This window comes from Nocardioides sp., from assembly GCF_036405735.1.
GTDB lineage: Bacteria > Actinomycetota > Actinomycetes > Propionibacteriales > Nocardioidaceae > Nocardioides.
Genome location: NZ_DASWXC010000086.1, coordinates 17,910 through 44,703, shown reverse-complemented (window position 1 = coordinate 44,703; position 26,794 = coordinate 17,910). Strand labels below are relative to the sequence as shown.

Sequence of the window (26,794 nt, the reverse complement as noted above, 5' to 3'; positions counted from 1 at the left end):
GCGGCCACCAGGGCCAGCAGCAGCCCGGCGCGCCACCCGGCCCGCCAGCGCCGGTCGGCCTCCGGGTCCGCGAAGCCGAGCGCGGCGTGGGCCAGCCACGGAAGCGCGGCGGCGGCGACCACCGGGCCGAGTCGGCCGTCGCCCCAGGCGCCCGCGACCGCGGGCACCAGCGCGTACGAGGCGGCGCCCCACAGCACCAGCCAGCGCGGAGCGCCGTTGATGGAGAGCAGCCGGCCGAGCACCCGCAGCAGCCGCCAGGCGCCCCACAGCGCCAGCGGCAACGCGAGCAGCAGCACGAGCGAGACCGCCAGGCCCGGCTTGCCGCCGAGCACGCTGGCCAGCAGCGTGAGTGGCAGGAGGTACGGCGGCGCGGGCACCTGTGAGCCCTGACCGACCAGGTGGCCGGCCGACACGTGCAGCCGCCACCAGTCGCCCACCCCGGCCGGCGTCCGCGAGAGCCCACCTCCGGCCACCTCGCCCAGGGCGTCGCGGGCGCCGACGAGGAGCATCACGACGGTCACCGCCAGCAGCAGCGCCACCGGGTTGGTGAGGAAGCGCGCGACCACACCGGTGTCCTGCAACAGGGCGTCGGGATCGTCGGGATCGGCCAGCCCGCTGGCCTCCCGGGCGCGGGCGGCGAACGACGCGGGGTCGCGCTCGGCCGCCGCGGCGCGGCGCCGTTCGGCGACGTCGGCGGCCTGGTTCGTCGCGGCCGCCACCACGTCACCGACCAGGTCGAGCCCGTGGCGGTAGGGCAGCCACGGCGGGGCGAGCAGGCGGCGTACGTGCGCGGGGTCGGTGGGACCCGCCGAGTCGAGCTCGCGCCGCTCCCGTCGGGCCTGGTGGATCCGGCGGGGGCTGGCGTAGATGTTGACCAGGGCCGCCAGCTCGTCGAGCGCCTCACCCACGGAGCGGACCAGCAGGAAGCCGACCATCCGCAGCAGCGTCCCGACGAACATGCGGACCAGTTGGAGGGGCAGGGTGCGGGCCCGGGAGTTGACCAGCAGCGTGTAGAGCGCGGCCCGCCGCTCCTGGTAGTGCGTGTGCCGGCCGGTGAGCGACGTGCGGCGGGCCCCGCGGTGAGCGGCCTCGGCGTGGAAGACCACGGCCTGCGGCACGACGATCGTGCGCAGTCCGGCGCGGGCCGCCCGCCACCCCAGATCGATGTCGTTGCCGAAGATGGGGAGCTGCGGGTCGAATCCGCCCAGGCGCTCCAGGGCAGAGCGACGCACCAGCATGCCCGCGGTGTTGACCGCCAGGACCGTGCGGACCCGGTCGTGCTGTCCTTGGTCGTACTCGCCGCGCTCGAGCCCCGTCTCCCGGCGACCCGTGCCCGAGATCGTGACGCCGAGCTCGAGGAGGCGGCGCAGCGACGGCCACTCCCTCAGCTTCGGGCCGAGGATGGCGGCGTCGGGCTCCGCCTCGGCGGCCGCGAGCAGCGCCTCCAAGGCGCCCGGATCGGGGTTGGCGTCGTCGTGGAGCAGCCAGATCCACTCGACCGGCTCGTCGCGCAGCCGGTCCAGACCGGCGTCGACCGCCTCGGGGAACGTGGTGGACCCCTTGAGGGCGAGGACGTCCGCCTCGTCACCGAACCCGGCGCGCAACAGCTCCCGGCTCTCGTCCTTGGATCCGGTGTCGACCGCGACGATGCGGGCGATCGGCGCGCGCTGTGCCCGGACGCCCTCGATCACGGTCGGCAGCCACCGCGCACCGTCGTGGCTGACGAGGAGCAGGGCGACCGAGTCATGCACGATCGGCCACCCTAGCCGCCCGCCGGAAACCGCCCGGGAGCCCTGGGAAGCCCGGGAACCTCTGGAACCCCCTGAAAACGCAGCGACCCGGGCCACGGGGCCCGGGTCTGCTGCTCAGACGGCTGCCTTCTTGAGCTTGCGGCGCTCGCGCTCGGAGAGCCCGCCCCAGATGCCGAACCGCTCGTCGTTCATCAACGCTGACTCGAGGCACTCGGTGCGCACCTCGCAGGTCTGACAGACCTTCTTGGCCTCCCGTGTCGAGCCGCCCTTCTCGGGGAAGAACGCCTCCGGGTCGGTCTGCGCGCACAGCGCCCGCTCTTGCCAGCCACCGTCCTCGGTGTCCGGCTCGAGGAGAAATAGCTCTCGCACGTCACTCGCCCTTTCGACCCTGTGCTGAAACTTCGGAGCATCACGTTGGTGTCGTGCCCATCGGTGGGCGACCCCCGCGGTGAAGGAAAACAACACTATTGGAATTACATGCCTGTCGTACCCACAAGTCAAGCCCGAGATCTGGTACAAGGACCAGATCGTCCTATTTCGTGGGGTTCTGGGCGGTTCTGGCCGGTTCTGGCCGTTCTGCTCAGGCCAGGGTCGGCTCCGGACCGGTCCCCGCGATGCGAGACAGTGGGGGCATGCGCAACATCACGGTGCTCTCCGGTGGCACGGGCGGAGCGAGGTTCATCAGCGGACTGCTGCACGCCATCGCCTCCGGCTCCCTGCCCGGCGTCGCCTCCGATGCGGAGGTGACCGTCATCGCCAACACCGCCGACGACATCTGGATCCACGGCCTGAAGGTCTGTCCGGACCTCGACACGGTGATGTACACCCTCGGCGACGGCCTCGACGAGGAGCGGGGCTGGGGCCGGCGCGACGAGACCTGGAGCGTCAAGACCGAGCTGGCGACGTACGGCGTGGAGCCGACCTGGTTCGGACTGGGCGACCGCGACGTGGCGACCCATCTGGTGCGCACCCAGCTGCTCGAGGCGGGGTATCCGCTCTCGCAGGTCACCGAGGCGCTCTGTCAGCGCTGGACGCCAGGGGTCCGGCTGCTGCCCATGACCGACGACCGGGTGGAGACCCACGTGGCCGTGGCGGACCCGGATCTCGAGCGCTCGCCCAGCGGCCGCCGCGTGATGCACTTCCAGGAGTACTGGATCCGGCTGCGGGCGCAGGTGCCGGCCGAGCGCCTCGTCTTCGTCGGACTGGATGAGGCGACACCCGCACCCGGCGTCGTGGAGGCGATCACGGACGCCGACCTGGTGATCCTCCCGCCGTCCAACCCCGTCGTCTCGGTCGGCACGATCCTCGGCGTCGCGGGTGTCCGTGAGGCGGTGCGGGCGACGGCCGCCCCGGTCGTGGGCGTCTCCCCCATCATCGGCGGCACGCACGTGCGCGGCATGGCCGAGCAGATGCTGAAGGCCATCGGCGTCGAGGTGAGCGCCACGGCGGTCGGCCTGCACTACGGCGCCCGGTCGGCGGGCGGGGTGCTCGACGGCTGGCTCGTCGACAGCGTGGACGCCGCCGGCCTCGCCACGCTCCAGGACGCCGGACTCCGAGCGGCCGCCGTGCCGCTGTGGATGCGCGACCGCGACGCCACGGCCGTCATGGCCGCGGAGGCCGTGCGCCTGGCCGCGGGGTGAGCGCGTGATCACCGTCTGGTCGCCGGACGGCGTGGGCGAGGTGCGCGCCGGCGACGACCTCGCCGCAGTCGTCCTCACCGCCCTGGAGCGCAGCGACCGGCGGCTGGCCGACGGCGAGGTGCTCCTGGTGACGAGCAAGGTCGTCAGCAAGGCCGAGGGCCGGGCGCGCCGTTCGACCCGCGAGGCCGAGCTGCCCGGCGAGACCGAGCGGGTCGTGGCCCGACGCGGCCCGACGCAGATCGTCCGCACGCGGCTCGGGCTGACGATGGCCGCCGCCGGCATCGACGCCTCCAACGTCGCGGCCGGCTGGGTGCTGCTGCTGCCCGAGGACCCTGACGCGTCGGCGCGTCGGCTGCGGACAGCGGTGCGCGACCGGACCGGCGTCAACATCGGCGTCGTCGTCACCGACACCGCCGGTCGGGCATGGCGCGAGGGCCAGACCGACATCGCGATCGGCGCCGCCGGGGTGAGGGTGCTGGAGTCCTTCGCCGGCCGCACCGACGCCTACGGCAACCCGCTGGCCGTCACCGCTCCCGCCGTCGCCGACGAGCTCGCCGCGGCCGCCGAGCTCGGGCAGGGCAAGCTCGGCTCACGCCCGTTCGCCGTCGTCAGCGGTCGCGCCGACCTGGTGCTGCCGCCCGGTGAGGACGGGCCGGGCGCGCGGGCGCTGGTGCGTGCCGAGGGCGCCGACCTGTTCGGGTACGGCGCCCGCGAGGCCGTCGTACGCGCGTTGAGGGGGGACCCCGCGGACCGGGCGCCGTTCGGCTCCGCAGCACCCGCGGAGGAGCTCGCCGAGGCGCTGCTCGAGGTGACCGGGACGCCCGCCGAGTCGGTCGCCGGCGGCCTCCGGGTGGCCGCCGACGGGCCGGCCGTCGCGGCACTGGCCTTCGCCCACGGCTGGGAGGTCGCGGCTTTCCGGGCCGGTCTTGCTGTACTCCGACCCGTCACTCCGTAGACTCTGCGCGACCTGACCCGACCCACACCGAGGATTGCCGACCGTGGCCAAGAAGACCGCTGCCCAGACCTCCCGTCGGGCGGTCATCGACGACATCCGCAAGAAGCAGAAGGGCGCCGAGCGCCGGCGCGGCTTCGCGATCGTGGGCGTGTGCGCCACCATCGCCGTGCTGATCGTCGTCGCCGCCGCCTACCGGCCCGTCAAGGACTGGTGGGACGAGCGGAAGTTCAACGACGTCGACCTGGCGGCCATCGGCGGTCCGGCGTCGGCCTGCGGCGAGATCCAGACCAAGCCGTCCGAGGGTCAGGAGCACGTGCCCACCGGAAGCCAGGTGACGTACCAGTCCTCCCCCGCGGTGACCGGCAACCACTGGAACGAGGCCGGCGTCGCGCCGGTGGCGATGGAGAAGAAGTTCTACAGTGCCGAGGAGCGTCCCGAGCTCGAGGCGCTGGTCCACAACTCCGAGCACGGCTACACGATCGTCTGGTACGACGAGACCGCCGCGGCCGACAGCGCCGAGCTCGCCGAGCTGCGCGCGATCGCCGGCAAGTTCCCCGGTGACTCGAACATGCGCTACAAGATGAAGGTCGTGCCCTGGCTCGAGAGCGACGGCGAGCCGTTCCCCGACGGCCAGCACATCGCCTACACGCACTGGTCGGCCGGCGGCGAGGGCGAGACCGACGCCAGCAAGCAGCTGGCCGTCACGCAGTACTGCAGCGAGGTCTCCGGTGAGGCGCTGAAGTCCTTCATGGAGAAGTACCCCTACCTCGACTCCCCCGAGCCCACCGCGATGTGACGCTCGCCTGCTAGGTGAGGTCGACCAGGCCCTCACGCTGCAGGCCGGCCACCATCTGCTTCACCTGCTGGGCGTGGGCCCGGGTGGTGACCAGCACCGCGTCGGGGGTGTCGACCACCACGATGTCCTCGACTCCCACGACGGCGATGGTGCGGCCGCCGTGCGGCACCACCAGGCCGGTGCTGTCAACGGAGTGCACCAGGCTGTGGTCGCCGAGCACCGTCGGGCCTTCGGAGTCCACCTTCATCGCGGCGTCGAGCAGGGTGGCGAGCGAGTCGAAGTCGCCGATGTCGTCCCACCCGAAGTCGGCCGGCACCACCGCGACCCGGCCGGCCTCGGCGGCTGGCTCGGCGACGGCGTTGTCGATGGCGATCTTGGGCAGCAGCGGCCACAGCTCCCCCATCCGGGCCGGCTCGGCCGCGATCGCCCGCAGCGTCGCCGCGAAGTCGGGGTGCCAGGTCTCGAGCAGCTCCAGCAGCACGCTGGGCCTGACGACGAACATCCCGGCGTTCCAGCGGTAGCCACCGTCGGCGAGGTAGCGCTGCGCCACCTCGGCGCTCGGCTTCTCCACGAACGACTCCAGCACGTATGCGCCGTCGTGGCCTGCCAGCGGCGCGCCGGCCCGGACGTAGCCGTACGCCGTCGAGGCGAACGTCGGGGCGATCCCCAGGGTGACCAGCCAGCCGTCGCGGGCGACGGCCGTGGCAGTGTGCACCGCCTCGGTGAACTTCTTGGCGCGGGTGATGACGTGGTCGGCCGCGAAGGATCCCATGACCGCATCGGGGTCGCGCCGCTCGAGCACCGCGGCGGCCAGACCGATCGCGGCCATCGAGTCACGCGGCGACGGCTCGGCCAGCAGACCGTCGGTCCCGAGGGCGGGGAGCTGCTCGTGCACGGCGTGCTGGTGCGCGGCACCGGTCACCACCACGATCCGGCCCTCGGCCAGCGGGTGGAGCCGGTCGTAGGTCTCCTGCAGCAGCGAACGCCCGTGCCCGGTCAGGTCGCGGAGGAACTTGGGCGCGGTCTGCCGCGACAGCGGCCACAGTCGCGTCCCGGCGCCGCCCGCGGGGATCACCGCCCAGAAGTTGTCGATGCTCAGCTTCCCAGCCATGCGCGGCAGCCTAGGGGACGGGTCCCGACGGCCGCGGCCTAAGGTGAGCCGAGTGACGACCTTCACCACCGTCCTGGCCGGACAGCTGCGCCGGGAGCCCGGTCGCCCGCTCGTGACGTACTACGGCGCCGAGGAGCGCGTCGAGCTCTCGGTCACGACCTACGCCAACTGGGTGGCCAAGGCCAGCTCGCTGCTCGTGGACGAGCTCGGCCTGGAGCGCGGCGACACCCTCGCCGTGGATCTGCCGCCACACTGGCTGGGCTGCGTCTTCCTCGGCGGCGCCTGGAACGCCGGCCTGGTCGTGACCACGGGCGAGGGCGGCGAGAACGCGGACGCCGTCGTCACGGGTCCGGCAGGCCTCGACCGGTGGGCGCCCGCCGCGTCCCGGCGGACCGTGCTCGCCTGCTCGCTACGCCCGCTCGGCGTCCGGTTCGCCGAGCCGCTGCCCGCGGGCGTCCACGACGTCGGCGTGGAGATCTGGTCCCAGCCGGACGCGTTCACCCCGTGGGACCCTGCCGAGCCCGACGATCCGGCGTACGACGCCGGTGGGGTGGTGCTGACCCAGCGCGAGATGTGGGAGGCGGCCGCCGCGGGGCTCTCGCCCGCCAGCGGCGGCCGCCTCCTCTCGGAGGCGAACCCGGCTTCCCCACCGGGGCTCTCCTCCTTCACCGAGCCGCTCGCGACGGGCGGCTCGGTCGTCCTGGTCGTCGACGCCGGTGCTGACCGGCTCGAGGCGATCGCCGCCTCGGAGCGCGTCACGCACCGCTTCCCCGCCTGAGGACCAGCGCTTCGGTTCCGACTCAGCCGGCCAGGTCGTACCCCTCGAACCCGTAGCCCAGCAGCCGCGGGGCGGCCACCGTGCCGTCACCCTTGCCCTGCAGCGCGTAGAGCAGGCCGGAGCCGCGCTCGCGCACCACCAGGTCGGCGGGGCCGCCGAGGCTGAGGTCGCCGACGCCGATCACCCAGTCGTACGGCGCCAGGCCCGACGACACGGGCCGCGGCAGCGCGAAGCCGCTCGGACCGTTGCCCGGGTAGAGCGTGAGGCCCGCTCCGTTGCGCACCATCACGTCCGGGGCGCCGTCGCCGTCCCAGCGGCCGACGCCGATCTGCTGCGTTCCGGCGACCGCGCTGTGCACGGCGTACGGCGTGCCGACGCCGGTGGCCCCGTTGCCCGGGTACAGGCGCACCGCGCCGCCGCCCTGCGCCATCAGGTCGGGCTTCCCGTCGCCGGTCATGTCGCCGACGGCGGCGATCATCGACATCGCGGCCCAGCCGCCGCCGAAGACGCCGGCCCGGCTGAAGCCGCCCCGGCCGTTGCCCAGGTAGAGGACCACGTTGTCGCGCTCGCGGGTGAGCACGTCGCCGTGACCGTCGCGGTTCCAGTCGCCGGCGTTGAGCACCAGGTCGGCGGCGGAGAGGTCGAGGTTCGTCACGACCGGTGCCCCCACGTCGGTGCCGGCCGCACGGGGCAGCACGTCGAGCCGGTTGCCGTAGGTGGCGACCACGTCCGGGAGGCCGTCGCTGGTGACGTCGGCGGCGCCCAGCAACGCGGTCTGCTTGCGCAGCACGGGGTGGGGGCCGATGCCGCGCCCGAAGGCGTTGCGGCCGAGGCCGGGCAGCACGTAGGAGTTGCCGGAGCCCTTGATCCGGACCAGCAGGTCCAGCCGCCCGTCGCGCGTGAAGTCGCCGGGGAGGATCGCGTCCAGCGTCCGCCACGCGGCGCCGGTGAGCTGCGCCCGACGGGGGAACCCGCCGTTGCCGCGTCCCGGGTGCACCCACAGCCGGCCGGCCGCGTCGCGACCGAGCAGGTCCACGGTGCCGTTGCCGTCGACGTCGCCGGCGGACATGAGGTCGTAGCCGCCGAAGATCCTGCTCTTCAGGGTGCGCGCCGTGAACGAGGCGGCGCGGCGCTGCCCGAAGTAGACGACGCCCTTGCCGGTCCGGCGGTCGACGGCGAACACGTCGTTGCGACCGTCCCGGTTCACGTCGCCCAGGGCGGTGATCTGCTTGCGGCCCGCGAAGGAGACCGTCCGCATGCCCTTGCCGAAGCGGCCGCGGCCGTTGCCGGGCCGCACGACGGCCTTGCCGCGCGGGGAGACGACCAGCAGGTCCGCCCGGCGGTCGCCGGTCAGGTCGGCGGACACCACGGCGCGGTTGCTGGCCCGGAAGCCGGCGCTGCTGCGCGCTCCGAAGCCGCTCAGACCCGTCGTCGGCAGGATCACGCCCCGCTTGTCGCTCGCCCGCCGGGCGATGATGTCGGGGTGCGCCGAGCCGACCAGGTTCGTGGTGCGCGGCGCGTAGCTGACCGGGGTCTGGGCGGCGGTCGCGATCCGGCGGATGTCGGGGATCCGGGCGTAGAGGTGCTTGCCGGGGCAGGCGGTCGCCTTCGTGTCGCGGTGGCCCATGATCGAGGAGGCGAAGACCTTCTTGCCGATCCGGACGTTCGTGGCGGCGGCCGAGACACCGCTGATGGAGAGCTTCCACGCCATCAGGGCGCCGAACGCACCGACGACCTCCTGCGGCGGGGCCGCGATGTCGAAGTTGCCGATGGCGGAGCCGGCGAAGGAGTTGCTGTTGTAGCCCTCCGTGTGGGCGCCCACGACCGGGCGGTCCACGCCACCCGCGCGGCCCTCCCAGATCCGGCCGAACCTGTCGATCAGGAAGTTGTAGCCCAGGTCCGACCAGCCCCGGCTCTTGACGTGGTAGGCGTAGATGCTGCGGATGATGCCGGGCACGTCGGCGGGCGTGTAGCTGTTGGCGTTCACCGTGTGGTGGACGAAGCCGCCCTGGATCACGCCCATCGTGGCCGCCCGCTGCTCACGGAGCTTCTCGTTGGCGCCCCACTGCGCGCGGCTGTAGATGACGGGCTTGGTGGCCGCCGTGGCCGCGGCCAGCACGATGCCGTCGCCGCCCTGGGCGTCGTCGGCCTCGTCGTCGGCCTCGTCGAGTGCCGGCTCCGTGGCGGGGGCCTCGGTGGCGGGGGCTTCCGTGGCGGGCGTCTCCGTGGCGGGGGCCTCGGTCGTCGGCGCCTCCACGAGGCCGCCGTCACCGTTCGGGACGGCGTCCGGGACGACGGGGAGCTGGCTGGTGTCGATGTCGGGCGTCTCCACCTTCGTCCCGGTGGGGTTGCCGGGGTCGATCACGGCGAGCTCGAGGTCGGCGGGGATCGCCTCGGGGGCGCCCTGCGCACGCACCTGCACCTGGTCGACGTGCCCGACGAGCGCCTCCTGGGTCCCCGGGCGGTCGTTGCGAGCCTCGTCGCTGCGCGGGTCGGGGCCGTGCTCGTCGTGGTAGTCCAGCTCCTGCCAGTCGCTCCACTCACCATCGGTGCGGGTGCGGACCTCGAAGCTGACCTCACCCTCCTCGACCTCGGACTCCGGAGCCCAAGTCAGGCCGACCGTGCCGAAGCCCTCGACCGCCTGCGGCGTGCTGGTCACGGTCGTCGTGCCGTCCTCGGTGTCCGCGACGGCCTGGATGCGGGCGCTCGCGGCGGCCGGGCGGACGTACGCCGCGGCGGTGGCCCGGCCCGTCTGCGCCGGTACGGCCGGCGTCAGCGCCACCTCCCGGATCTCGGGGTCGACGCTCTCGGCCGGGACCTCCGACGGGCGCCCGGCGACCGCACGGTAGGCGGCAAGGGCAGCGCTGGTCGCGTCAACGCGCTCGCTCGGGGCCTCCCGCACGACGTCCAGGTTCACCACGGAGGCGGCAGGGACGAGCGCGGCGAACACCGCACCCAGCACCAGCAACTGCTGGCACAGGGCGACGAAACGGGACTTCTGGGGATGCATGAAGGGCTCCAGGTGTGCGGGGAAGAGTCACACGAGGGCTCAACTTTCACATCAGTCACAGAACCTTGGGAAGGGTTCGCGAGTAACTACAAACATGTAATTTCTACTCGACACGCCGATGAATCCGAATGAACGGTAAAATTACACGCGTGTAGTTCGGTCGCGGAATCCCCGGTTCACCGGGGATTCCGCGGCTGATGGAACAGGGCGACGTCAGACGTCCGCCCCGAGCTCGGCGTCGGCCTGGTCGAGGCTGCCGGGCTCGTCGTCCGGCTCGTCGTAGTGCAGGTAGCGGATGCCCTCGTCGGTCGGACCGTCGAAGCCGAGCTTGCCCTTCTCCAGCACGATGACGCGGTCGCACATCCGCTGCACGGATGCGGCCGCGTGAGAGACGTAGACCAGGGTCACGCCGCTGCGGCGGATCTCCTGCATCTTCGCCATGCACTTCTTCTTGAACGGCTTGTCCCCCACGGCCAGCACCTCGTCGGCCAGGAAGATGTCGGAGTCGACGTGTACGGCGACCGAGAACCCGAGCCGGGAGTACATGCCGCTGGAGTAGTTGCCGACCGGGGTGTCGAGGAACCGGCCGATGTCGGCGAACTCGACGATGTCGTCGAACTTCCGCGCCGTCTCCTTCTCGCTCATCCCCAAGATGGCGGCGTTGAGGAAGATGTTCTCCTTGCCGGTCAGCTGCGGGTGGAAGCCCGCTCCCGTGGCGATCAGGCCGGCGATGCGTCCGCGGGTGAGCACCGTGCCGGCGTCGGGCCGCATCGTGCCGTTGATCATCTTCAGCAGCGTCGACTTGCCCGAGCCGTTGAGGCCCATCAGGCCGATCGACTCGCCCTGCTCGATCTCGAAGGAGACGTCGTCGACGGCGTGGAAGGTGTCGGACACCTTCTGGCCGCGCAGCTTCGCGACGGTGACCTGCTTGAAGGTCTTGTGGTAGCGCAGGGTGAAGACCTTCGTCGCGTGCTCCACCTTGATCGACGTCGCCATCAGATGCGCTCCGGGATCTTGTTCTCGAACTTGCTGAAGACCAGCTGGCCGATGACGAGGACCACGACGCTCACGCCGAGGGCGATCAGGCCACGGGAGAGCAGGTGGTCCGGCATGACGACCAGCGCCTGGTCGGCCGCATCCACGGCCGGGACCCAGAACGTCTCCTGCATGAGCAGCACCGCGCTCGCGATGGGGTTGGCCAGGTAGAGCTCCTTGACCCAGGTCGCCATCGGGTCGATGAAGCTGAAGCTGTAGAGCATCGGGACGCCGAACCGGACATAGTTGGTCAAGATCCCGACGAAGCTGCCGAAGTCGCGGAAGAACACGTTGGCCGTGCTGAACAGCAGCGCGAGCGCCGTACCCAGCGTCATCGCGATCGCGAGCGCGAGCAGCATCGCCGCCACGCCGGTCACGGTCGGGACCCAGCCCGTCGACAGCAGCACGATGACCAGGATCAGCAGCTGCGGCAGCACGTGGTAGAGCGAGACCAGCATCGCCGCCACCGGGAACATCTCCCGCGGCATCGCCATCTTCACGACCAGCGACTTGTTGCGGACGATCGAACGGGTGCCGGCGCCGAAGGTCTCGGTGAAGAAGTGGACGACGATGATCGCGGAGAAGATGTGGATCGCGAAGTTCGGGATCGAGTCGTGGAGCCGCATGATCTTGCCCATCACGAACCAGTAGATGAAGAACTGGGACGCGGGGTTGATGTAGGACCACAGCAGCCCGAGGAACGAGCCCTCGTAGCGCGCGCTGATCTCACGCTTGACCAGCAACCGCAGCAGGTAGCGGCGCCGGAAGACCTCCAGCAGGCCCTGGTTCGACGAGGGCGGGAGGAGGTCGCCCTCGACGTGCCGTACGCCGGTCTCGGTGCTCGCCGGAAGGCCCTCAGTCATCGCGCTCCCCCGTCCACGGCTCGAACGTCCGCTCCCACGCCTCCGGGGAGGTGATCGCGGGCAGCGCCTCGCGGTAGCGGCGTGCCAGCTCGGGCCACTCGCGGCGGTAGCGCTCGTGGATCGCGAACGTGCGCTTGGCCAGCTCACGGAACCGCTTCTCATCGCGCTGGTAGAGCGCGGCCGAGGTGCCGTCGTTCATCGACACGATCGCGGAGTCGTAGCTGGCCAGCCGGTACCACCGGGCGTCCATGGCGCGGATCTCCGCCTCGGGGTACTCGCGGGAGAGCTCGCGCGGCTTCTTCAGGTGGCGGATCGGGGCGAGTCCCGCCGTCATCAGCTGGGAGAGCCGCCCGGGCACCTCGACGATGTCGCGGCCCTTGCGCGGCGGCTTCTGGCGGCGTACGGGGGCGAAGTCGTCCCGGTCCGCCTTGAGCTGGGCGTCGGTGAACTGCCGGCGGACCTGGTTGACCTCCGCGAGCCGCGTCGGGAGCATCTCGTGCAGCCCCTCCGGCCCTGCCAGCACGTCCTCGAGCGCCATCAGCCGCAGCTCGGCGGTGGAGTACTGCATCGAGACCAGGTGGGCGATCTGGTGGTTGACGCTCTCCCGGATCATCCGCCCGCCCTTGGGGTAGGGCGAGTGGAGCAGCGCGGCGATGAAGCGGTTGCGCAGGTGGAAGTAGGCCTGCCAGTCGACGGCGTCGTTCTTGTCGGTCCACGGCACGTGCCACACGGCCGCGCCCGGGAGGGTCACGGTCGGGTAGCCGTGCGCCTTGGCGCGCAGGCCGTACTCGGAGTCGTCCCACTTGATGAACAGCGGCAGCGAGAGCCCGATCTCGGCGATCACCTCACGTGGGACCAGGCACATGTACCAGCCGTTGAAGTCGACGTCGACACGCTTGTGCAGCCAGCGCGAGGAGCGCAGGTTGCGCGCCGAGAAGTCCCAGTCCGAGAAGGTGTCGAGGGGCGACATCCACCAGAACCGCCACGGCTGGACGATCTCGCCGAAGCTGTGCAGCCGGCTCTTCGCGTAGAGGCTGAACATGTGGCCGCCGACGATCGTGGGCCGCCGGGCCAGGTCGCCGAACGTGATCGCCCGGATGATGCCCTCGGGCTCGCAGACGACGTCGTCGTCCATCATCATCGTGTACGTCGCGGTGCCCTTGCGCAGGGACTCCAGCTGCCCGCGGGCGTAGCCGCCCGAGCCGCCCAGATTGCCCTGCTCGACGACCTGGAGACGCTCGCCGAGGGCCTTCACGGCGGCCGGGAACAGCTCGCTGTCCACGACCTTGTCCGTGCCCTGCTCCATGACGTACACGGTGTCGAGGTAGGGCAGCAGGTCCGGCTCGCCGAGCTGGGCGAGCAGGGCGGCGCAGAAGTCGGGCCGGTTCATCGTCGTGATCGCGATGTCGACCGTGCCGTGCCCCTCCTCGCGCAGGCGGTCGGCCGGGACCTCGGCGGTCCACTCGGCCGACTCGACGACGACGTCACCGTGACCGGCGACGACGTCGTACCAGTACCAGCCCCCGTCGACGAACGGCTTCAGGCTCAGCTCGAAGGTGAACGTCGTCGGCTCGTCGGAGTCGGTGGTGACCGACTCGACCTTCTGCGAGCGGCCGTTGGCCATCGACTTGTTGACGATGACCATGGCGCCGGCCCCACGGACGGTCACGCTGAGCGTGACCGACGAGACGACGGTCCAGCGCCGCCAATAGCTGGCCGGGAACGCGTTGAAGTAGGTGCCGAAGGAGAGCCGGTCACCGGAGTCGACGCGAATCGCGGTGCGCGACAGCAGCTGGTCGGGGTGGACCCGCCGTCCGGTCGAAGTGGACTGCCGGATGGCCGCGTTGTTGAGGTCCTTGGCCGCCCGGTTGCCGCCGATCTCGTACTTGTCGGCGTCGAGGCGGGCCTCCTCGGGGTCGACGTAGAGCGCCAGCACGTCGACGTCGCGGTCGATCGGCATGATCTGCCGCTGCAGCAGCCGACGTACGGCGGTGGTCGATCCGGTCGAGCCCATCAGGCGTCCACTCCCCCGCTCTTCAGCTCGGCCCCGTCGCGGAAGTGCGGGACCAGCTTGTTCTCGAACATCGACAGCGCGGAGGCGATCGCCATGTGCATGTCGAGGTACTTGTAGGTGCCGAGGCGGCCGCCGAAGAGCACCTGCGGCTCCTTGGCGGCGAGGTCGCGGTACTTCAGCAGCTTGGCGCGGTCCTCGGCGGTGTTGATCGGGTAGTACGGCTCGTCGCCTTCCTCGGCGAAGCGGCTGTACTCGCGCACCACGACCGTGCGACCCGGCTTGTAGGTGCGCTCGGGGTGCAGGTGCTTGAACTCCAGCTCACGCGTGAACGGGACGTCCTCGTCGTTGGCGTTCACGACACCGGTGCCCTGGTAGTCGTCGACGTCGAGGATCTCCGACTCCAGGTCGACGGTGCGCCAGGAGAGCCGGCCCTCGCAGTTGCCGAAGTACTCGTCGACCGGGCCGGTGTAGACGATCGGGACGCGGCCCTTGAACTCCTCGGCCACGTCGAAGAAGTCGGTGTCGACCCGCACCTCGATGTTCGGGTGGTCGGCCATCCGCTCCAGCCACGCGGTGTAGCCGTCGGTGGGCAGGCCCTCGTACTTGTCGTTGAAGTAGCGGTTGTCGAAGGTGTAGCGGACCGGGAGGCGCGTGATGATGTCCGCGCTCAGCTCCTTGGGGTCGGTCTGCCACTGCTTGGCGGTGTAGCCCTTGATGAACGCCTCGTAGAGCGGGCGCCCGATCAGGCTGATCGCCTTCTCCTCGAGGTTGGTGGCGTCCTCGGTGCGGATCTCGCTGGACTGCTCGGCGATGAGCGCACGCGCCTCGTCGGGGGTGTGGCTGCGGCCGAAGAACTGGTTGATGAGGCCGAGGTTCATCGGCAGCGAGTAGACCTGGCCCTGGTACTTGCCGAAGACCCGGTGCTGGTAGTTCGTGAACGTCGTGAACCGGTTGACGTACTCCCACACCTTCTCGTTGGAGGTGTGGAAGAGGTGGGTGCCGTACTTGTGCACCTCGATGCCGGTCTCCGGCTCGAACTCCGAGTAGGCGTTGCCGCCGAGGTGGTAGCGGCGCTCCAGCACGAGAACCTTCAGCCCGAGCTCGGTCGCGCAGCGCTCCGCGATGGTCAGACCGAAGAAGCCGGACCCGACGACGAGCAGGTCAGGCATACCGGGGTCGAGATCGGGGGCGAGATCAGGGGTGGACACGATCGGTCAGTCTACGGAGGTGGGCGGAAGGCTCCGCATTCCCCGCGCCGAGCGTAGGGCGTTGATCACGTTGGCTGCCTCACGCCGCCCGCCCCGCAGCGGGCTGAGCAGCACCACCATCGCGGCGATCAGCCACGGCTTGGCCCGGACCAGCCGGTTGGCGCCGTACCGCAGGTGCACGACGAAGAGGTTGCGGTACATGTAGAACCCCTTCCAGCTGCTCAGGTCGTGCTGCTGGCTGAAGTCGAGCTGGCGCACCAGCACCGCGTCGCGGACCGCCCAGATCCGGAACCCCGCGCGACGGGCGCGCAGCGCGTAGTCCACGTCGTCGTAGAAGATGAAGTACGACGCGTCGGGCAGCCCGATCGCCTCGATGACGCGCCGGCGCACCATGAAGCCCTCGAACGCGACGTTCTCCAGCTCGACGCGCTCCGGCATGCTCGCGCGGTCGGCGTACGTCGAGACCACGCTCGCCCGCTTCGGCTTGATCGCCAGCGGGCTCTCCAGGTCGAAGCGGGTCGCGGCGAGCTCGATCAGGCGGCCGCGGGTGTCCTCTCGGACCGACATCAGGCAGTCGGCGTCCTGCGCGAGCAGCGTCGTCAGGCACTCCGGCTCCGGGACGACGTCGTCGTCCATCAGCCAGATCCGGTCGAAGCCCTGGTCGTAGGCCGTCTTCACCCCCAACCGGAAGCCGCCCGCGCCGCCGAGGTTCTCCTCGCTGCGGATCACCTGCAGCCGTATCCCGGTGGTCGAGCCTGTCGAGACCCTCGCCGCCAGCACGTCCGGGGTGCGGTCGGTGCTGGCGTTGTCGACCACGATCACGGCGTCGGCGGGACGCTCCAGCCGCTCCAGCCCGGCGAGCATGCGCTCGAGCAGGTCCGCGCGGTTGTAGGTCACGACGACGATCGCGACGCTCTCCGTCGGCCCGGTCATCGCAGATACCTCTCGTGCCCGGTGAAGTCACCGCGCAGCGCGGCCCACCACGCCCGCGCGCTCAGCAGCAGCCGCCCGGGCCGGGGCCGCGTGAACAGGTAGAACCACAGCGTCTTCGCGACGAACGCCAAGGCGTGCGGCCAGCCGCGGTAGGCGCGCAGGTTGAGCAGGTTGTTGCGGGCCATGCAGTAGTGCTTCAGGTCGCTGGGGCTGTGGTTGTACGTCGTACGGCCCGCCAGCATCGGCGTGCCGAGCTCGCCCACCGACGGGTGCAGGAAGCGCGCGTCGACCACGGTGGCGATCCGGGCGCCCGCCGCCTCGGCCCGCAGCCGGTACTCGTGGTCGTCGCCCCAGATGAAGAACTCCGCGCGCGGCACGCCGATCCGCTCGACGAGTGCGCGGGTCACCAGCACGCCGTTGAACGGGATCACGATGTCGTGGAGCAGTCCGCCGCTCGCCGCGGCGGTGACCGCCGCGACGTCGTGCACCACCCGGGTCCCGCCGGGGAGGCGGATGGGGAAGACCAGTCGGTCGGGGTCGACCTCGTCCACGACGACCGGGCCCCAGAACTCCAGATCCGGCGCCTGCCCACGCGCCCTCAACAGGGTCGGCAGGCAGTCCGTCGCGGGCACGCCGTCGTCGTCCATCAACCACACCAGGTCCGCGCCGCGCTCCATCGCCCACGCCAGACCGGTCGCGAAGCCGCCCGCGCCGCCCGTGTTCGTCGTCAGCGTGCGCGCCACCACCGGCGTGAGGGCGTGCTCGTCGCCCGGGTCGCGGTCCGCGAGGGCGGCCAGCCACTCCCCCGTGCCGTCGGTCGAGGCGTTGTCGACGACCAGCACCTCGCTCAACCCCTCGACGCCGTCGAGACGCTCCAGCAGCCGCTGCAACAGCGGAAGTCGGTTGAAGGTCACCACAACCGCCACCAACTGTTCCACGGCGACCACCCTAGGGGTCACCATGGGAGTGTCAGCATCGAGGACGTGGCAGCCGCCGACCCCGCGCCGTACAGCTTGTCCGTCGACACCCATCCCCGGGACCCCGACGGGCTCCTCGCCATGCCGCCCCCGACCCCGTTCGCACCGGTGCTGCTGCCGACCGCCGAACGGGTCCCGGCCGCGCCTCACCCGCTCGGCAGCCTCGGGGTGGTGACCTTCAACATCCACCGCGGCCGGTCACCGGAGGAGATCCTCGCCGAGGCCCGGCGACTGGCGAGGCGACCGGACGTCGACGTCATCGGCTGGCAGGAGGCGTTCACGCACCGCGCGGCGTTCCCGCCGCTGCTTCGGGACGGCTGGGAGACGGCGTACTTCGACGAGGGCGCGCGGGAGCTGCCGGTGTCCTGGCGCACCGGCGCCCTGGAGTACGTCGACTCCTCGCAGCACCTGATGCACCCCGGCTGGCCCGGACGGAAGCGGATGAAGCCCGCTCGCTACGTCGCCCGGGTGACCCTGCGGCACCGCGCGAGCGGCTTCCTGGTGACCGTCCTCAACACCCATCTGGCGCCCCGCACCGAGGACTGGGAGCGGCCAGGTCACTGGCGCACCACGATGAGCGCCGAGCGGGCCCGCGAGCACCTGGCCCGTCAGGCCGCGATGTGGCGTGCGGTGCCCGGGCGGTACGTCGTCGGCACGGCCGACCTCAACATGGACTTCCGCTCCGAGGCCGCTGTCCGCCCGCCGGGCGGGCCCAGCCGCGCGTGGTCGAACCTCGCAGTGGCCAACTGGGCGGTGCTCGGCGCCGAGCAGGTGCTCTCGACGGTGACCATCCCAGCCACCGGCCGCGACGACCTCGTCTACGACTGCGTGCATGCCTCGGCACGCTCGCTGGCCAACGGCTGGCTGGAGTTCGCCTCCCACGAGGCACTGGTCGGCTACGGCTCGGACCACGCGCCGGTGCTGGTGCGGTTCGCGCTGCGCTGACCGGTCAGCAGGCGGAGGCCAGGTCCTCGGCCTCGTTGGCGGCGTACCCGGACCTCATCGAGCCGATGGAGCCGCCGGTGACCTCGCTGGGCGCGACCGACTCGGCCGACTCGTCCTGCCCAGACGACTCGGACGACTCCTCGCTAGCCTTGGCGTCGGCCTCGTCCGACGCACTCACCTGCTCGCTCTTCGCACCCTTGCGCTGGGTGACCTTCTTGCCCTCGGCGCGGTCGATGGCGCGCTGCACCATCCGGTGCACCTTGCGCAGGTTGGGGTCACTGGTCACGATCGCCGGCGGCACCAGCGAGACCGTGGAGATCTTCTGTCCCTTGGCCTTCAGCGCCAGCCCGATGAACCGGTCCACCTCGCCGGCGGGGATGTTGGTGGAGACCATCGCGGAGCTGGCCGCGGCGATGTCGGAGAAGTGGGTCAGCACGTCCTTGGGGCTGAGCTGGTCCAGCATCGCGGCCATGACGCACTTCTGACGCGCCATGCGCGAGTAGTCGTCGGAGTCGTAGCGGGCGCGGGCGAACCAGAGGGTCTCGAAGCCGTCGAGCTTCTGCACGCCGGGCTCGATGTGGGTGTAGAAGTCGTCGTGCGGCAGACCGACCGGGATCCGGTCACGAACGTTGAGCGTGACCCCGCCGACCGCGTCGACCAGGGTGCGGAAGCCGCGCAGGTCGACCATCGCCCAATAGTTGATCTTCAGGCCGGTGATGCCCTCGACGCCTTCGATGGTCGCCTCGACGCCGGGGTTGTGGTGGCCGCGGAACAGCTGCCGATGGTCGGTGGCCCAGGTGCTGAGCGCGTTGAGGTAGCAGTCGTCGCAGTCCCAGCCCTGCGGGAACTGCTCGGCCATGATCGAGCCCTCGGGGAAGGTGAAGCCCGACATGTTGCGCGGCAGGCCGACCAGCACCGTGCGACCGGTCGAGGCGTCGATGGAGGCGACGGTGAGGGAGTCAGGGCGCAGGCCGGTGCGGCCGGCCCCGGCGTCGCCGCCGAGCAGGAGCACGTTGAAGCGGCCGTCGTGGGCGCCGACCACCTCGCTGCCCGAGAACATCGACAGCATCATTCCGCGCTGCACGCCGACCACGTGGGAGCCGAACAGCAGCGCGCTGGCGACCGTCAGGCACAGCACGCCGTTGACGCCCAGCACGGCCCGCCGGTGCGGCAGCAGCAGGCTCAGCGGCTGGCCGATCCGCCAGGCGTCGACGAAGAGCAGGGCCCAGCCGACGGCGAGGCCCATGAGTCCGAGGCGCAGCACCTGCAGAGCCGTGGGACTGGAGACCATCCAGAACGCGTAGTCGTGATGGAGCGCCGAGACGACCAGCGACCCCGCGCCGAGCAGCACGAGGCCGAGCCAGACGCGCAGCGCGATCCGGCCGACCCGGGCGTTGCCGGCGACGAGCTGCGCCGAGCCGGGCAGCACCAACGTCATCACCATGAGGGCGATGGCCCGGCGGAAACGGACGCGAGCAGCGCGCTCGGCGGTGCTGATGCGGGTCTCGACCATCGGGATGCTCTCTGCTGCGTTCTGAGGGGAAGATCAGGACTGGCCCCGGAGGACTGTTCGCCAGTATCACCAGTCACAGGCGTCACAGCGCGCAGCGACACGGTAGTTTCGGGCGCATGGCAGATCGTCCCCGCGACCCACGCGACGGCGGACCCGACTTCGACTGGCTCTACGGCAAGCAGAAGGGCGCGGCGGCACAAGGCACCCCCGGCAACGGTGCTCGCAACGGCACCGGCAACAGCGCTGGCCGGGCCAAGCCCGAGGCGACCCGCGTCATGCCGGTGCAGCAGCGGCCCTCCCGCCAGAGCGGCGGGGCCGACTCGCCTCCGCGGCGTCCGGTGCCGCCGACGCCGGCGCCCGCGCCCGGACCGGGCCGCCCGCGAGGTCGTCGCCCGCGCCTGAAGACCGTACGCCGGATCGTGCTGCTCCTCGTCGTGGCCTGGCTCGCCAGCCTGCTCTGGGTCGGCCTCTCCTTCCCCGGGGCGATGACCCGGGTCGACTGGGAGCCCGACGGCGCGCGACCGGCCGACCAGCCCGGCTCGACGTACCTCATCGTCGCGAGCGACTCCCGCAAGGGCCTGTCCAAGGCGGAGCGCAGGAAGCTCCACACGGGCGACGACGTGGGCCAGCGCACGGACACCATCAAGCTGCTGCACACCGGCGACGGCCCGAACCTGATGATGACCATCCCGCGCGACTCCTACGTGCCGATCCCCGGGCGTGGGAGCTCCAAGATCAACGCCGCGTTCGCCTGGGGCGGCCCGAAGCTGCTCGTCCAGACCGTCGAGCAGAACACCGGCATCCGGATCGACGGCTACGTCGAGATCGGCATGGGCGGGCTGGTCAACCTGGTCGACGGCGTCGGCGGGATCACGATCTGCCCGAAGACGAAGATGGTCGACCCGCTGGCGAACCTGCGCGTGAAGAAGGGCTGCCAGCCCGCCGACGGCGTCAAGGCGCTGGCCTACTCCCGCTCCCGGCACGCGCAGAAGTACGGCGACCTCGGGCGTGGGGAGGCGCAGTCGGAGGTGATCGGGCAGATCGGCAAGAAGGCCGTCTCGGTCGGCACCGTGGCCAACCCCTTCAAGCTCAACGGGCTCAAGGACGCCGCCTCGGGCATCAGCGTGGGCGAGGGCATGAGTACGCTGCAGATCGCCCGGTTCGGCTGGGCCTTCAAGTCCGTGGCCGGCGGCTCGGCGCTGACCTGTGGCGTGCCGATCTCGGACATGTACATCCACTGGGACGAGAAGCGGTCGAAGAAGATGTTCGACCTCGTGATCGCCGACCAGACCCAGAACATCCCGGAGGGGCTGTGCACCCCGACCGGCCTACCGAAGAGCGTGACCGGCTGATGCCTGACTACCAGACCCTGTCGTTGGAGGTGGACGCCGACGGCGTCGCGACCCTGACCCTGGACCGGCCCGACGCGCTCAACGCGTTCGACCTCACCATGGCCCGGGAGCTCGCCCAGTTCTTCACCACCGACGCCACGGCCGACGACATCCGGGCCATCGTGGTCACCGGCGCCGGTCGGGCGTTCTGCGCCGGGATGGACCTCTCGGCGCAGGGCAACGTCTTCGGCCTCGACGAGAGCGTCCGCCCCACGCCGACCGAGCTGCGCGCCCACCTCGCCGACCCCTCGCGCCACCCGGAGTACGCCGACGGCGTCCGTGACACCGGCGGCAAGGTGACGCTGGCGATCCACGCGCTGCCCAAGCCGGTCATCGCCGCGATCAACGGCCCCGCGGTCGGGATCGGCGCCACCATGACCCTGGCGATGGACATCCGGATGGCGTCGTCGGCCGCCCGGATCGGTTTCGTCTTCGGGCGGCTGGGGATCGTGCCGGAGGCGTGCTCGAGCTGGTTCCTGCCGCGGATCGTCGGGGTCCAGCAGGCACTCGAGTGGGTCTACTCCGCCGACATCCTCACCGCCGAGCAGGCGCTGGCCGGCCGGTTGCTGCGCAGCGTGCACGAGCCCGACGAGCTGCTGCCCGCCGCACAGGACCTCGCCCGCTCGTTCGTGGTGGACCGGTCGCCGGTCGCGCTCGGCCTGGCCAAGCAGCTGATCCAGCGCAACGGCGCCGTCCCGGATCCGCTCGAGGCCCACGTGGCCGACTCGCTGGCGATGTTCTACACCTCGATCGGGGACGGCAAGGAGGGTGTCGCCGCGTTCCGCGAGAAGCGTGCGCCGCAGTTCACCGGGCGGGCCAGCGAGCTGCCGCAGGTGTTCGCCGACTGAGGAGCGGGTAACGGGCCGACATGGTCTTCCACCCTGATGACGAGCGGCCGATCGAGGTCGAGGGCGTCCCGCCCGAAGAGGGCGTCGACGAGGCCGACGCCGTGGAGCGGCTCGACCTCGAGCCCGAGGAGCAGGAGAACTTCCCCGACGCCGACCAGCGCCGCGTGGAGCTCACCGACCCCGACGCCTGAGGCTCATCCACCCTCGCCGGGCAGCGTGGCGTCGAGCAGCTCGCGCAGCTCCCGGTAGTGCCGCTCGGCCGACGGCTCGTGCCACTCGGAGGTGTCGGCCATCGTGTAGCCGTGCGCGGCGCCGGGGTAGATCTCGTTGCGGTGCGGCACCGCTGCCTGTGTCAGCGCCTGCTCCAGCAGCTCGACCTGCGGCGGCGTCATGGAGCGGTCCTTGTCGGCGTGCCCGAAGACGTACGACGCCGTCGTGCCCGCCACGCTGAGGTGCGGGCTGTCGCTCGCGCCGGTGGCGAGTCCGCCGCCGTGGAACCCGCCCACCGCGCGGACCCGGTCCGGGAACCACCCGGCGGTGCGCACCGCGAGCCGCGCGCCCATGCAGTAGCCGGTGGTGCCGATCGGACCCGCGGTGGCGACACCGGCGAGCGTGGTCATCCAGGCCCGGGCGTCACGACCGGCACGGTCGGGGGTCAGCGAGCGGATCCGGCCCATCACGCCACCGGCGAAGAACGCGTCGCGGTTCGCGCGGATCGTCAGGTCCTGCGTGGGCGCCAGCTGTGCCGCCGTACCGTCGCGATGGAAGACGTTGGGCGCCAACACCGTGTAGCCCCACGACGCGATCCGCCCGACCATCGCCGCGATCTGGGGCCGCAGTCCGATCGCGTCCATGTAGAACAGCACACCGGGGCCGGCTCCGGCGAGATAGGCCTCGGAGGGGCCGTCGTCGGTCTCGATCGTCACGGTGCGCACCGGATCCATGACGCCACGCTAGCGAGCCGGTGGGTCCTCCTCCCGGCCGGCGGCGCCGCCGGCACGCGCGGCCCGCTCCTCGGCCTCGGCGTCGCCGGTGAACAGCCCCGTCGGCGCCGTCGAGCGAGGTCGCCGCTGCCTCCGCGCGCTGCCTTCGACCAGCTCCATGCGCTGGCGCGGCAGCGCGTCGGGCTGGCGCCGTTGCAGCCAGGAGACGAGCTCCTCGCGGACGTGGCAGCGCAGGTCGAACAGCGTGGGTGCGTCCTTCGCCGTGACGAGCACCCGGATCCGGATCAGGCCGCCCACCGCGTCGGTCGTCTGGAGCACCTTGACGCGCCCGTCCCACAGCTCGCAGCGCTCCAGGATCGCGTCGAGCTCGGCGCGCAGGGCGGGCACGTCGACGCGCCAGTCGAGGTCGAGCTCGACCGCACCCAGCAGCTCGGAGGTGTGCCGCGTCCAGTTCTCGAAGGGCGTCTGGGTGAAGTAGGTCGACGGCAGGATCAGCCGGCGGTCGTCCCACAGCCGCACGACGACGTAGGTGAGGGTGATCTCCTCGACCTGCCCCCACTCCCCCTCGACGATCACCGCGTCGTCGATGCGCAGCGCGTCGCTGAAGGTGATCGTGAGCCCTGCGAAGACGTTCGCCAGCGACGACTGCGCGGCCAGGCCCGCGACGATCGAGATGACGCCCGCGGAGGCCAGCACGCTCGCGCCCGCGACACGCACCGCGGGGAAGGTGAACAGGATCGCCCCGATGGCGACCAGCAGCACGGCGGCGACCGTGAGCCGACGCAGCAGCAGCACCTGGGTGCGCAGCCGACGGGCGGTGCGGTTGTCGGGCACGTCGATGCGGTGGCGCCGCAGGCTGATGTCCTCCAGGTAGAGCAGGATCGCGCCGATCAACCACGCCGACGCCGCGATGAGCGCGATCCGGCAGCCGTGCTGCACCACCGACCACCACTCCTCGGCCCCTGCGGGCGTACGCCGGGCGGCGACCGCGGCCGCGCACACGAGCGCGAACACCCGGAACGGCGCACGCACCGCCCTCCTCAGCGTCGCGCCGCGCGACCAGTAGCGGGCGACGACCCAGAAGGCCAGCCTGCCCAGGGCGATCACGAGAACGGCGGTGACCGCGGCCGTCGCGAGGGTGGTGACGAAGTCCATCCAGGTGAAGCTCACGAGGATGCCGGTAGGCCGTCCGGACGCGGAGGAAACCGGGTCGGCCCGCTCGGCGGACGTGATCTCCGTCAGCCCCGGCGCTCGATCGGGCAGGTCATGCACCGCGGTCCGCCGCGTCCCCGGCCGAGCTCGTTGCCGGCCACGGTCACCACCTCGACGCCGTTGCGCCGCAGGAACGCGTTGGTCGCCACGTTGCGCTCGTAGGCGACGACGACTCCCGGCCGGACCGCGAGCACGTTGCAGGCGTCGTCCCACTGCTCGCGCTCCGCCGACAGCAGGTCCTGGCCCGGCGTGAGCACGCGGATCCGGTCCACCCCGAGCGCGTCCGCGATCACCGCGTGCATCGCCTCCGCCGGGTGGGCGGTGATCCGCAGCTCCTTGGCGTTGTCGCCGGGCTCGATCGTGTACGACGGCAGCATCCCGAGGCCGGCGTACTGCGTGAAGGTGTGGTCGTCGACCATCGTCATCACCGTGTCGAGGTGCATGAAGGCGCGCTGGCGCGGCAGCGCGAGAGCCACGACGCGATGGGCGCTGCCGGCGTCGAAGAGACGCAGCGCGAGCCGTTCGACGCCCTGGGCGGTGGTCCGCTCGCTCATGCCGACCAGCACCGTGCCGCCCCCGAGGACGAGGATGTCGCCGCCCTCGGTGGTGCCCGCGCCGGCGCCACCGCTCCAATGGCGCACCCGGCCCGCGAAGAGCGGGTGCCAGCGGTAGATCGCCTCGTAGTGCACCGCCTCGCGCACCCGGGCCGCGCGGCTCATCGCGTTGACGCTGACGCGGTCGTAGATCCACGCCGAGGTGTCGCGGGTGAAGACGTGGTTGGGCAGCGGAGCCACCAGGAAGTCGTCGAGGGCCATGCTGCGTACCAGCACCGAGCCCGGCTCGTCGACGTGCTCGAGCAGCTCACGTTTGGTCAGCCCGCCGATGAGGTGGCCGGCGAGGGCATCCGGGTCCGCCCCGGCGAGGAGGTTGTAGACCGCGTCGAGGGCGATGGGTCCCAGCGTCGCCTCGTCCAGTGCCCGGTCGAGCACGTGCTTGCGCGCCTCCGGGAGCGTGAGCGTCTCGCGGAGCAGCTCGTCGAGCAGCAGCACGTCGGCGCCGAGGTCGCGCAGGGCGGCGGCGAAGGCGTCGTGCTCCTCCTGCGCGCGCTCGAGCCACACCACGTCGTCGAAGAGATACGCGTCCTTGTTGCTCGGCGTGAGCCGGGCCAGCTCCAACCCCGGGCGGTGCAGCAGCACCCGTCGCAGCTCGCCGACCTCGGAGTCCACGCGCAGGGCCGGCGCCGCCTCGGTTGTCGTCGTCACGAGCCTCGGTACCCATCTGTCCCAGCGGCCTCCCTTGCCTCCCTTACATCGTCGGCACCGGATTTCGTCACGGATCTGACAACTTCCCCCGCTGATGGGGATTTCGTCGCCCGTTCTGATGCGGCACGGCGAGGTCACATGCACACTCGAAAGATGAGAGCAGCATCGTCGCGCGTTCGCGCCGCCCTCGGGATCGCCCCGCTCGCCATGATCTCGGCCGCCGCCACCGTGCACCTCGCCCAGACCGGCCCCGCCTCGACCGCGACGGTCGCGACGACTGCTCACACGCCACGACCTTCGGCGTCGTCCCCGTTCGTCCGGCAGCCGCTCGCGCCCGCCAGCGTGGTCGGCGCCGGCCTCGCGGCGAGCGTCGCGCCGACGACCATCGCCACGGTCGCCCAGGTCGCCGCCGTCACGGCCGCCGACATCCCCTACGACGCGCTCGCCGCCTACCAGCGTGCCGCGACCGTCGTCGGCACCGCCGACCCCACCTGCCACCTCGACTGGGCGCTGCTGGCCGGTATCGGGCACGTCGCCTCCGAGCACGGACGCCTGCCGGAGGCTGCGGGCTCCGCTGCCGACACCGACGCGGGCCAGTACGACGGCGACGCCGCCCACGACCGGGCCATCGGGCCGCTGCGGCTGTTGCCGGCGACCTGGGCCGCGATCGGCGTGGACGGTGACGGCGACGGCCAGCGCGATCCGCGGGACGTCGACGACGCCGCCCTCGCGGCGGCCGTCTTCCTGTGCGCCGGCGAGGCGGACCTGGCGCTGCCGGACGCCCAGCGCGCGGCCGTCACGGCGTACGACCCGACGCCCGGCTTCGCCGACGCCGTCCTGGCCGCCGCGGCGGCCTACCGCGTCGTCCCGCCGGTCACGACCATCGCTCCCGCCGCGGTGCTCGTGCGGGGCGTCGCCTTCACGCCGACGACCGGTGCGGGGGCCGCCTCCGCCACCGCGCAGGCCGCGGCCGCCCACCCAGGCAAGAAGCGACGGGGCGACCACACCTCGGCGGCGTCGCTGCAGCCGACAACGCCCACTTCGCCTGCGGGGACCACGCCGCCGGCCGCGAACCCCACGCCGGAGCCCACGAAGGACCCGACGACCGAGCCCACGGCGGAGCCGCCGACCGAGCCCAGTACCGAGCCCAGCACCGAGCCCACACCCCCGCCGCCGACCCCGGACCTCGCGACGAAGGCCGAGCTGGAGACGCTGTGCCGGGACCGGCTGAGCGAGGCGTACGCCGACGCCACTGCGAGCGCACTCTCCGCGGCGACCGAGCGGTGCGTCACCGAGCTCGACGGCCGGACCCTCCCCGAGGCGAGGGACGCCGTCGCCGAGGTCGTCGCGAGGGTCGGGAAGCTCGTCGACGGCCTGGCGCCGGCGGAGCCCTCCCCCTCGGCCGAGGGAACCGGCGAGACGGAGGCCCCCGCGGAGGGCGCCAGCGAGTCGCCCGCCACCAACTGACGCCGCGCGCGCCTACCTCGCCGACACGTTGGAGCTGGGCTTCCGGCTTCCCGCCACCTGGGAACGGGTCCAGTCCGGCGACGTGCCGGTGTTCCGGGCACGCATGGTCGCGCAGAAGACGCACTCGCTCCCGCCCGATGC

23 protein-coding genes are annotated in these 26,794 nt (G+C 71.8%); 9 read left to right on the top strand and 14 right to left on the bottom strand.

Annotated elements, in window-relative coordinates; translation table 11 throughout:
• Both VGE38_RS14125 and VGE38_RS14120 read right to left on the bottom strand, forming a co-directional pair.
• The coding region (locus VGE38_RS14125) for a glycosyltransferase family 2 protein (protein WP_331143189.1) at window positions 1-1,751 on the bottom strand (1,751 nt) is incomplete at its 3' end.
• A gap of 114 nt (window positions 1,752-1,865) precedes the next feature.
• Window positions 1,866-2,120 carry a WhiB family transcriptional regulator gene (locus tag VGE38_RS14120; protein WP_331143188.1) on the bottom strand — a complete coding sequence of 85 codons (255 nt, stop codon included), beginning with the start codon at window positions 2,118-2,120 and terminating at the stop codon, window positions 1,866-1,868.
• 263 nt (window positions 2,121-2,383) lie between these two features.
• Between VGE38_RS14120 and cofD the strand changes: the two genes are divergently transcribed.
• From cofD to VGE38_RS14105, 3 genes are read left to right on the top strand one after another with little or no spacing between them, the layout of a single operon-like run.
• Window positions 2,384-3,391 carry a 2-phospho-L-lactate transferase gene (gene cofD, locus VGE38_RS14115; protein WP_331143187.1) on the top strand — a complete coding sequence of 336 codons (1,008 nt, stop codon included), beginning with the start codon at window positions 2,384-2,386 and terminating at the stop codon, window positions 3,389-3,391.
• A 4-nt stretch (window positions 3,392-3,395) separates the two neighbouring features.
• The gene (gene cofE / locus VGE38_RS14110) at window positions 3,396-4,346 is read left to right on the top strand and encodes a coenzyme F420-0:L-glutamate ligase (protein ID WP_331143186.1); all 951 of its coding nucleotides are present in this window, start codon (window positions 3,396-3,398) and stop codon (window positions 4,344-4,346) included.
• A 43-nt stretch (window positions 4,347-4,389) separates the two neighbouring features.
• A complete protein-coding gene (locus tag VGE38_RS14105) occupies window positions 4,390-5,142 on the top strand; it encodes a DUF3105 domain-containing protein (protein WP_331143185.1) in 753 nt (250 codons plus the stop codon).
• 10 nt (window positions 5,143-5,152) lie between these two features.
• On the opposite strand, the gene VGE38_RS14100 is transcribed toward VGE38_RS14105, so the two are convergent.
• A complete protein-coding gene (locus VGE38_RS14100) occupies window positions 5,153-6,253 on the bottom strand; it encodes a mannose-1-phosphate guanylyltransferase (protein WP_331143184.1) in 1,101 nt (366 codons plus the stop codon).
• A gap of 52 nt (window positions 6,254-6,305) precedes the next feature.
• On the opposite strand from VGE38_RS14100, the gene VGE38_RS14095 reads away from it, so the two are divergent.
• Entirely contained in the window at window positions 6,306-7,031 is a 726-nt protein-coding gene (locus VGE38_RS14095; RefSeq protein WP_331143183.1) for a TIGR03089 family protein, read from the top strand.
• 22 nt (window positions 7,032-7,053) lie between these two features.
• Here the strand turns inward: VGE38_RS14095 and VGE38_RS14090 are convergent, their stop codons facing one another.
• The 7 genes from VGE38_RS14090 to VGE38_RS14060 all read right to left on the bottom strand — a co-directional run bounded on the left by VGE38_RS14090 (window position 7,054) and on the right by VGE38_RS14060 (window position 17,032).
• Window positions 7,054-10,041 (bottom strand): FG-GAP-like repeat-containing protein, encoded by a 2,988-nt coding sequence (locus VGE38_RS14090; RefSeq protein WP_331143182.1) that lies wholly within the window; start codon window positions 10,039-10,041, stop codon window positions 7,054-7,056.
• Window positions 10,042-10,254: 213 nt separating this feature from the next.
• Entirely contained in the window at window positions 10,255-11,037 is a 783-nt protein-coding gene (locus tag VGE38_RS14085) for an ABC transporter ATP-binding protein (protein ID WP_331143181.1), read from the bottom strand.
• Window positions 11,037-11,939 carry an ABC transporter permease gene (locus tag VGE38_RS14080; protein WP_331143180.1) on the bottom strand — a complete coding sequence of 301 codons (903 nt, stop codon included), beginning with the start codon at window positions 11,937-11,939 and terminating at the stop codon, window positions 11,037-11,039. Before VGE38_RS14080 ends, VGE38_RS14085 begins: the two co-directional genes overlap by 1 nt.
• Window positions 11,932-13,953, bottom strand: coding sequence for a glycosyltransferase (locus VGE38_RS14075; RefSeq protein WP_331143179.1), 2,022 nt, complete (start codon window positions 13,951-13,953; stop codon window positions 11,932-11,934). Before VGE38_RS14075 ends, VGE38_RS14080 begins: the two co-directional genes overlap by 8 nt.
• The gene (gene glf / locus VGE38_RS14070) at window positions 13,953-15,122 is read right to left on the bottom strand and encodes a UDP-galactopyranose mutase (RefSeq protein WP_331143191.1); all 1,170 of its coding nucleotides are present in this window, start codon (window positions 15,120-15,122) and stop codon (window positions 13,953-13,955) included. The genes VGE38_RS14075 and glf overlap by 1 nt, the downstream gene beginning before the upstream one ends.
• A gap of 45 nt (window positions 15,123-15,167) precedes the next feature.
• Window positions 15,168-16,094 (bottom strand): glycosyltransferase family 2 protein, encoded by a 927-nt coding sequence (locus VGE38_RS14065; RefSeq protein WP_331143178.1) that lies wholly within the window; start codon window positions 16,092-16,094, stop codon window positions 15,168-15,170.
• A complete protein-coding gene (locus VGE38_RS14060) occupies window positions 16,091-17,032 on the bottom strand; it encodes a glycosyltransferase (protein WP_331143177.1) in 942 nt (313 codons plus the stop codon). Before VGE38_RS14060 ends, VGE38_RS14065 begins: the two co-directional genes overlap by 4 nt.
• Window positions 17,033-17,077: 45 nt before the next feature.
• On the opposite strand from VGE38_RS14060, the gene VGE38_RS14055 reads away from it, so the two are divergent.
• Window positions 17,078-18,016: an endonuclease/exonuclease/phosphatase family protein gene (locus VGE38_RS14055; protein ID WP_331143176.1), complete on the top strand. Its 939-nt coding sequence runs from the start codon at window positions 17,078-17,080 to the stop codon at window positions 18,014-18,016.
• Window positions 18,017-18,020: 4 nt separating this feature from the next.
• Here the strand turns inward: VGE38_RS14055 and VGE38_RS14050 are convergent, their stop codons facing one another.
• Window positions 18,021-19,529: an LCP family protein gene (locus tag VGE38_RS14050; RefSeq protein ID WP_331143175.1), complete on the bottom strand. Its 1,509-nt coding sequence runs from the start codon at window positions 19,527-19,529 to the stop codon at window positions 18,021-18,023.
• 116 nt (window positions 19,530-19,645) lie between these two features.
• Here VGE38_RS14050 and VGE38_RS14045 point away from each other — a divergent pair, with 116 nt between their 5' ends.
• From VGE38_RS14045 to VGE38_RS14035, 3 genes are read left to right on the top strand one after another with little or no spacing between them, the layout of a single operon-like run.
• On the top strand, window positions 19,646-20,881 hold the full coding sequence (locus VGE38_RS14045; protein ID WP_331143174.1) for an LCP family protein: 1,236 nt from the start codon (window positions 19,646-19,648) through the stop codon (window positions 20,879-20,881).
• Window positions 20,881-21,768 (top strand): crotonase/enoyl-CoA hydratase family protein, encoded by an 888-nt coding sequence (locus tag VGE38_RS14040; RefSeq protein ID WP_331143173.1) that lies wholly within the window; start codon window positions 20,881-20,883, stop codon window positions 21,766-21,768. The genes VGE38_RS14045 and VGE38_RS14040 overlap by 1 nt, the downstream gene beginning before the upstream one ends.
• A gap of 20 nt (window positions 21,769-21,788) precedes the next feature.
• Window positions 21,789-21,959 carry a hypothetical protein gene (locus VGE38_RS14035; protein ID WP_331143172.1) on the top strand — a complete coding sequence of 57 codons (171 nt, stop codon included), beginning with the start codon at window positions 21,789-21,791 and terminating at the stop codon, window positions 21,957-21,959.
• Window positions 21,960-21,962: 3 nt separating this feature from the next.
• Here VGE38_RS14035 and VGE38_RS14030 read toward each other — a convergent pair whose 3' ends face one another.
• The 3 genes from VGE38_RS14030 to VGE38_RS14020 all read right to left on the bottom strand — a co-directional run bounded on the left by VGE38_RS14030 (window position 21,963) and on the right by VGE38_RS14020 (window position 25,186).
• Window positions 21,963-22,712 carry a dienelactone hydrolase family protein gene (locus tag VGE38_RS14030; RefSeq protein WP_331143171.1) on the bottom strand — a complete coding sequence of 250 codons (750 nt, stop codon included), beginning with the start codon at window positions 22,710-22,712 and terminating at the stop codon, window positions 21,963-21,965.
• A 9-nt stretch (window positions 22,713-22,721) separates the two neighbouring features.
• Window positions 22,722-23,882: a mechanosensitive ion channel family protein gene (locus VGE38_RS14025; protein WP_331143170.1), complete on the bottom strand. Its 1,161-nt coding sequence runs from the start codon at window positions 23,880-23,882 to the stop codon at window positions 22,722-22,724.
• Between the two features lie 68 nt (window positions 23,883-23,950).
• Window positions 23,951-25,186: an arginine deiminase gene (locus VGE38_RS14020; protein ID WP_331143169.1), complete on the bottom strand. Its 1,236-nt coding sequence runs from the start codon at window positions 25,184-25,186 to the stop codon at window positions 23,951-23,953.
• 153 nt (window positions 25,187-25,339) lie between these two features.
• On the opposite strand from VGE38_RS14020, the gene VGE38_RS14015 reads away from it, so the two are divergent.
• A complete protein-coding gene (locus tag VGE38_RS14015) occupies window positions 25,340-26,653 on the top strand; it encodes a hypothetical protein (protein WP_331143168.1) in 1,314 nt (437 codons plus the stop codon).
• Window positions 26,654-26,794 lie beyond the last annotated feature (141 nt).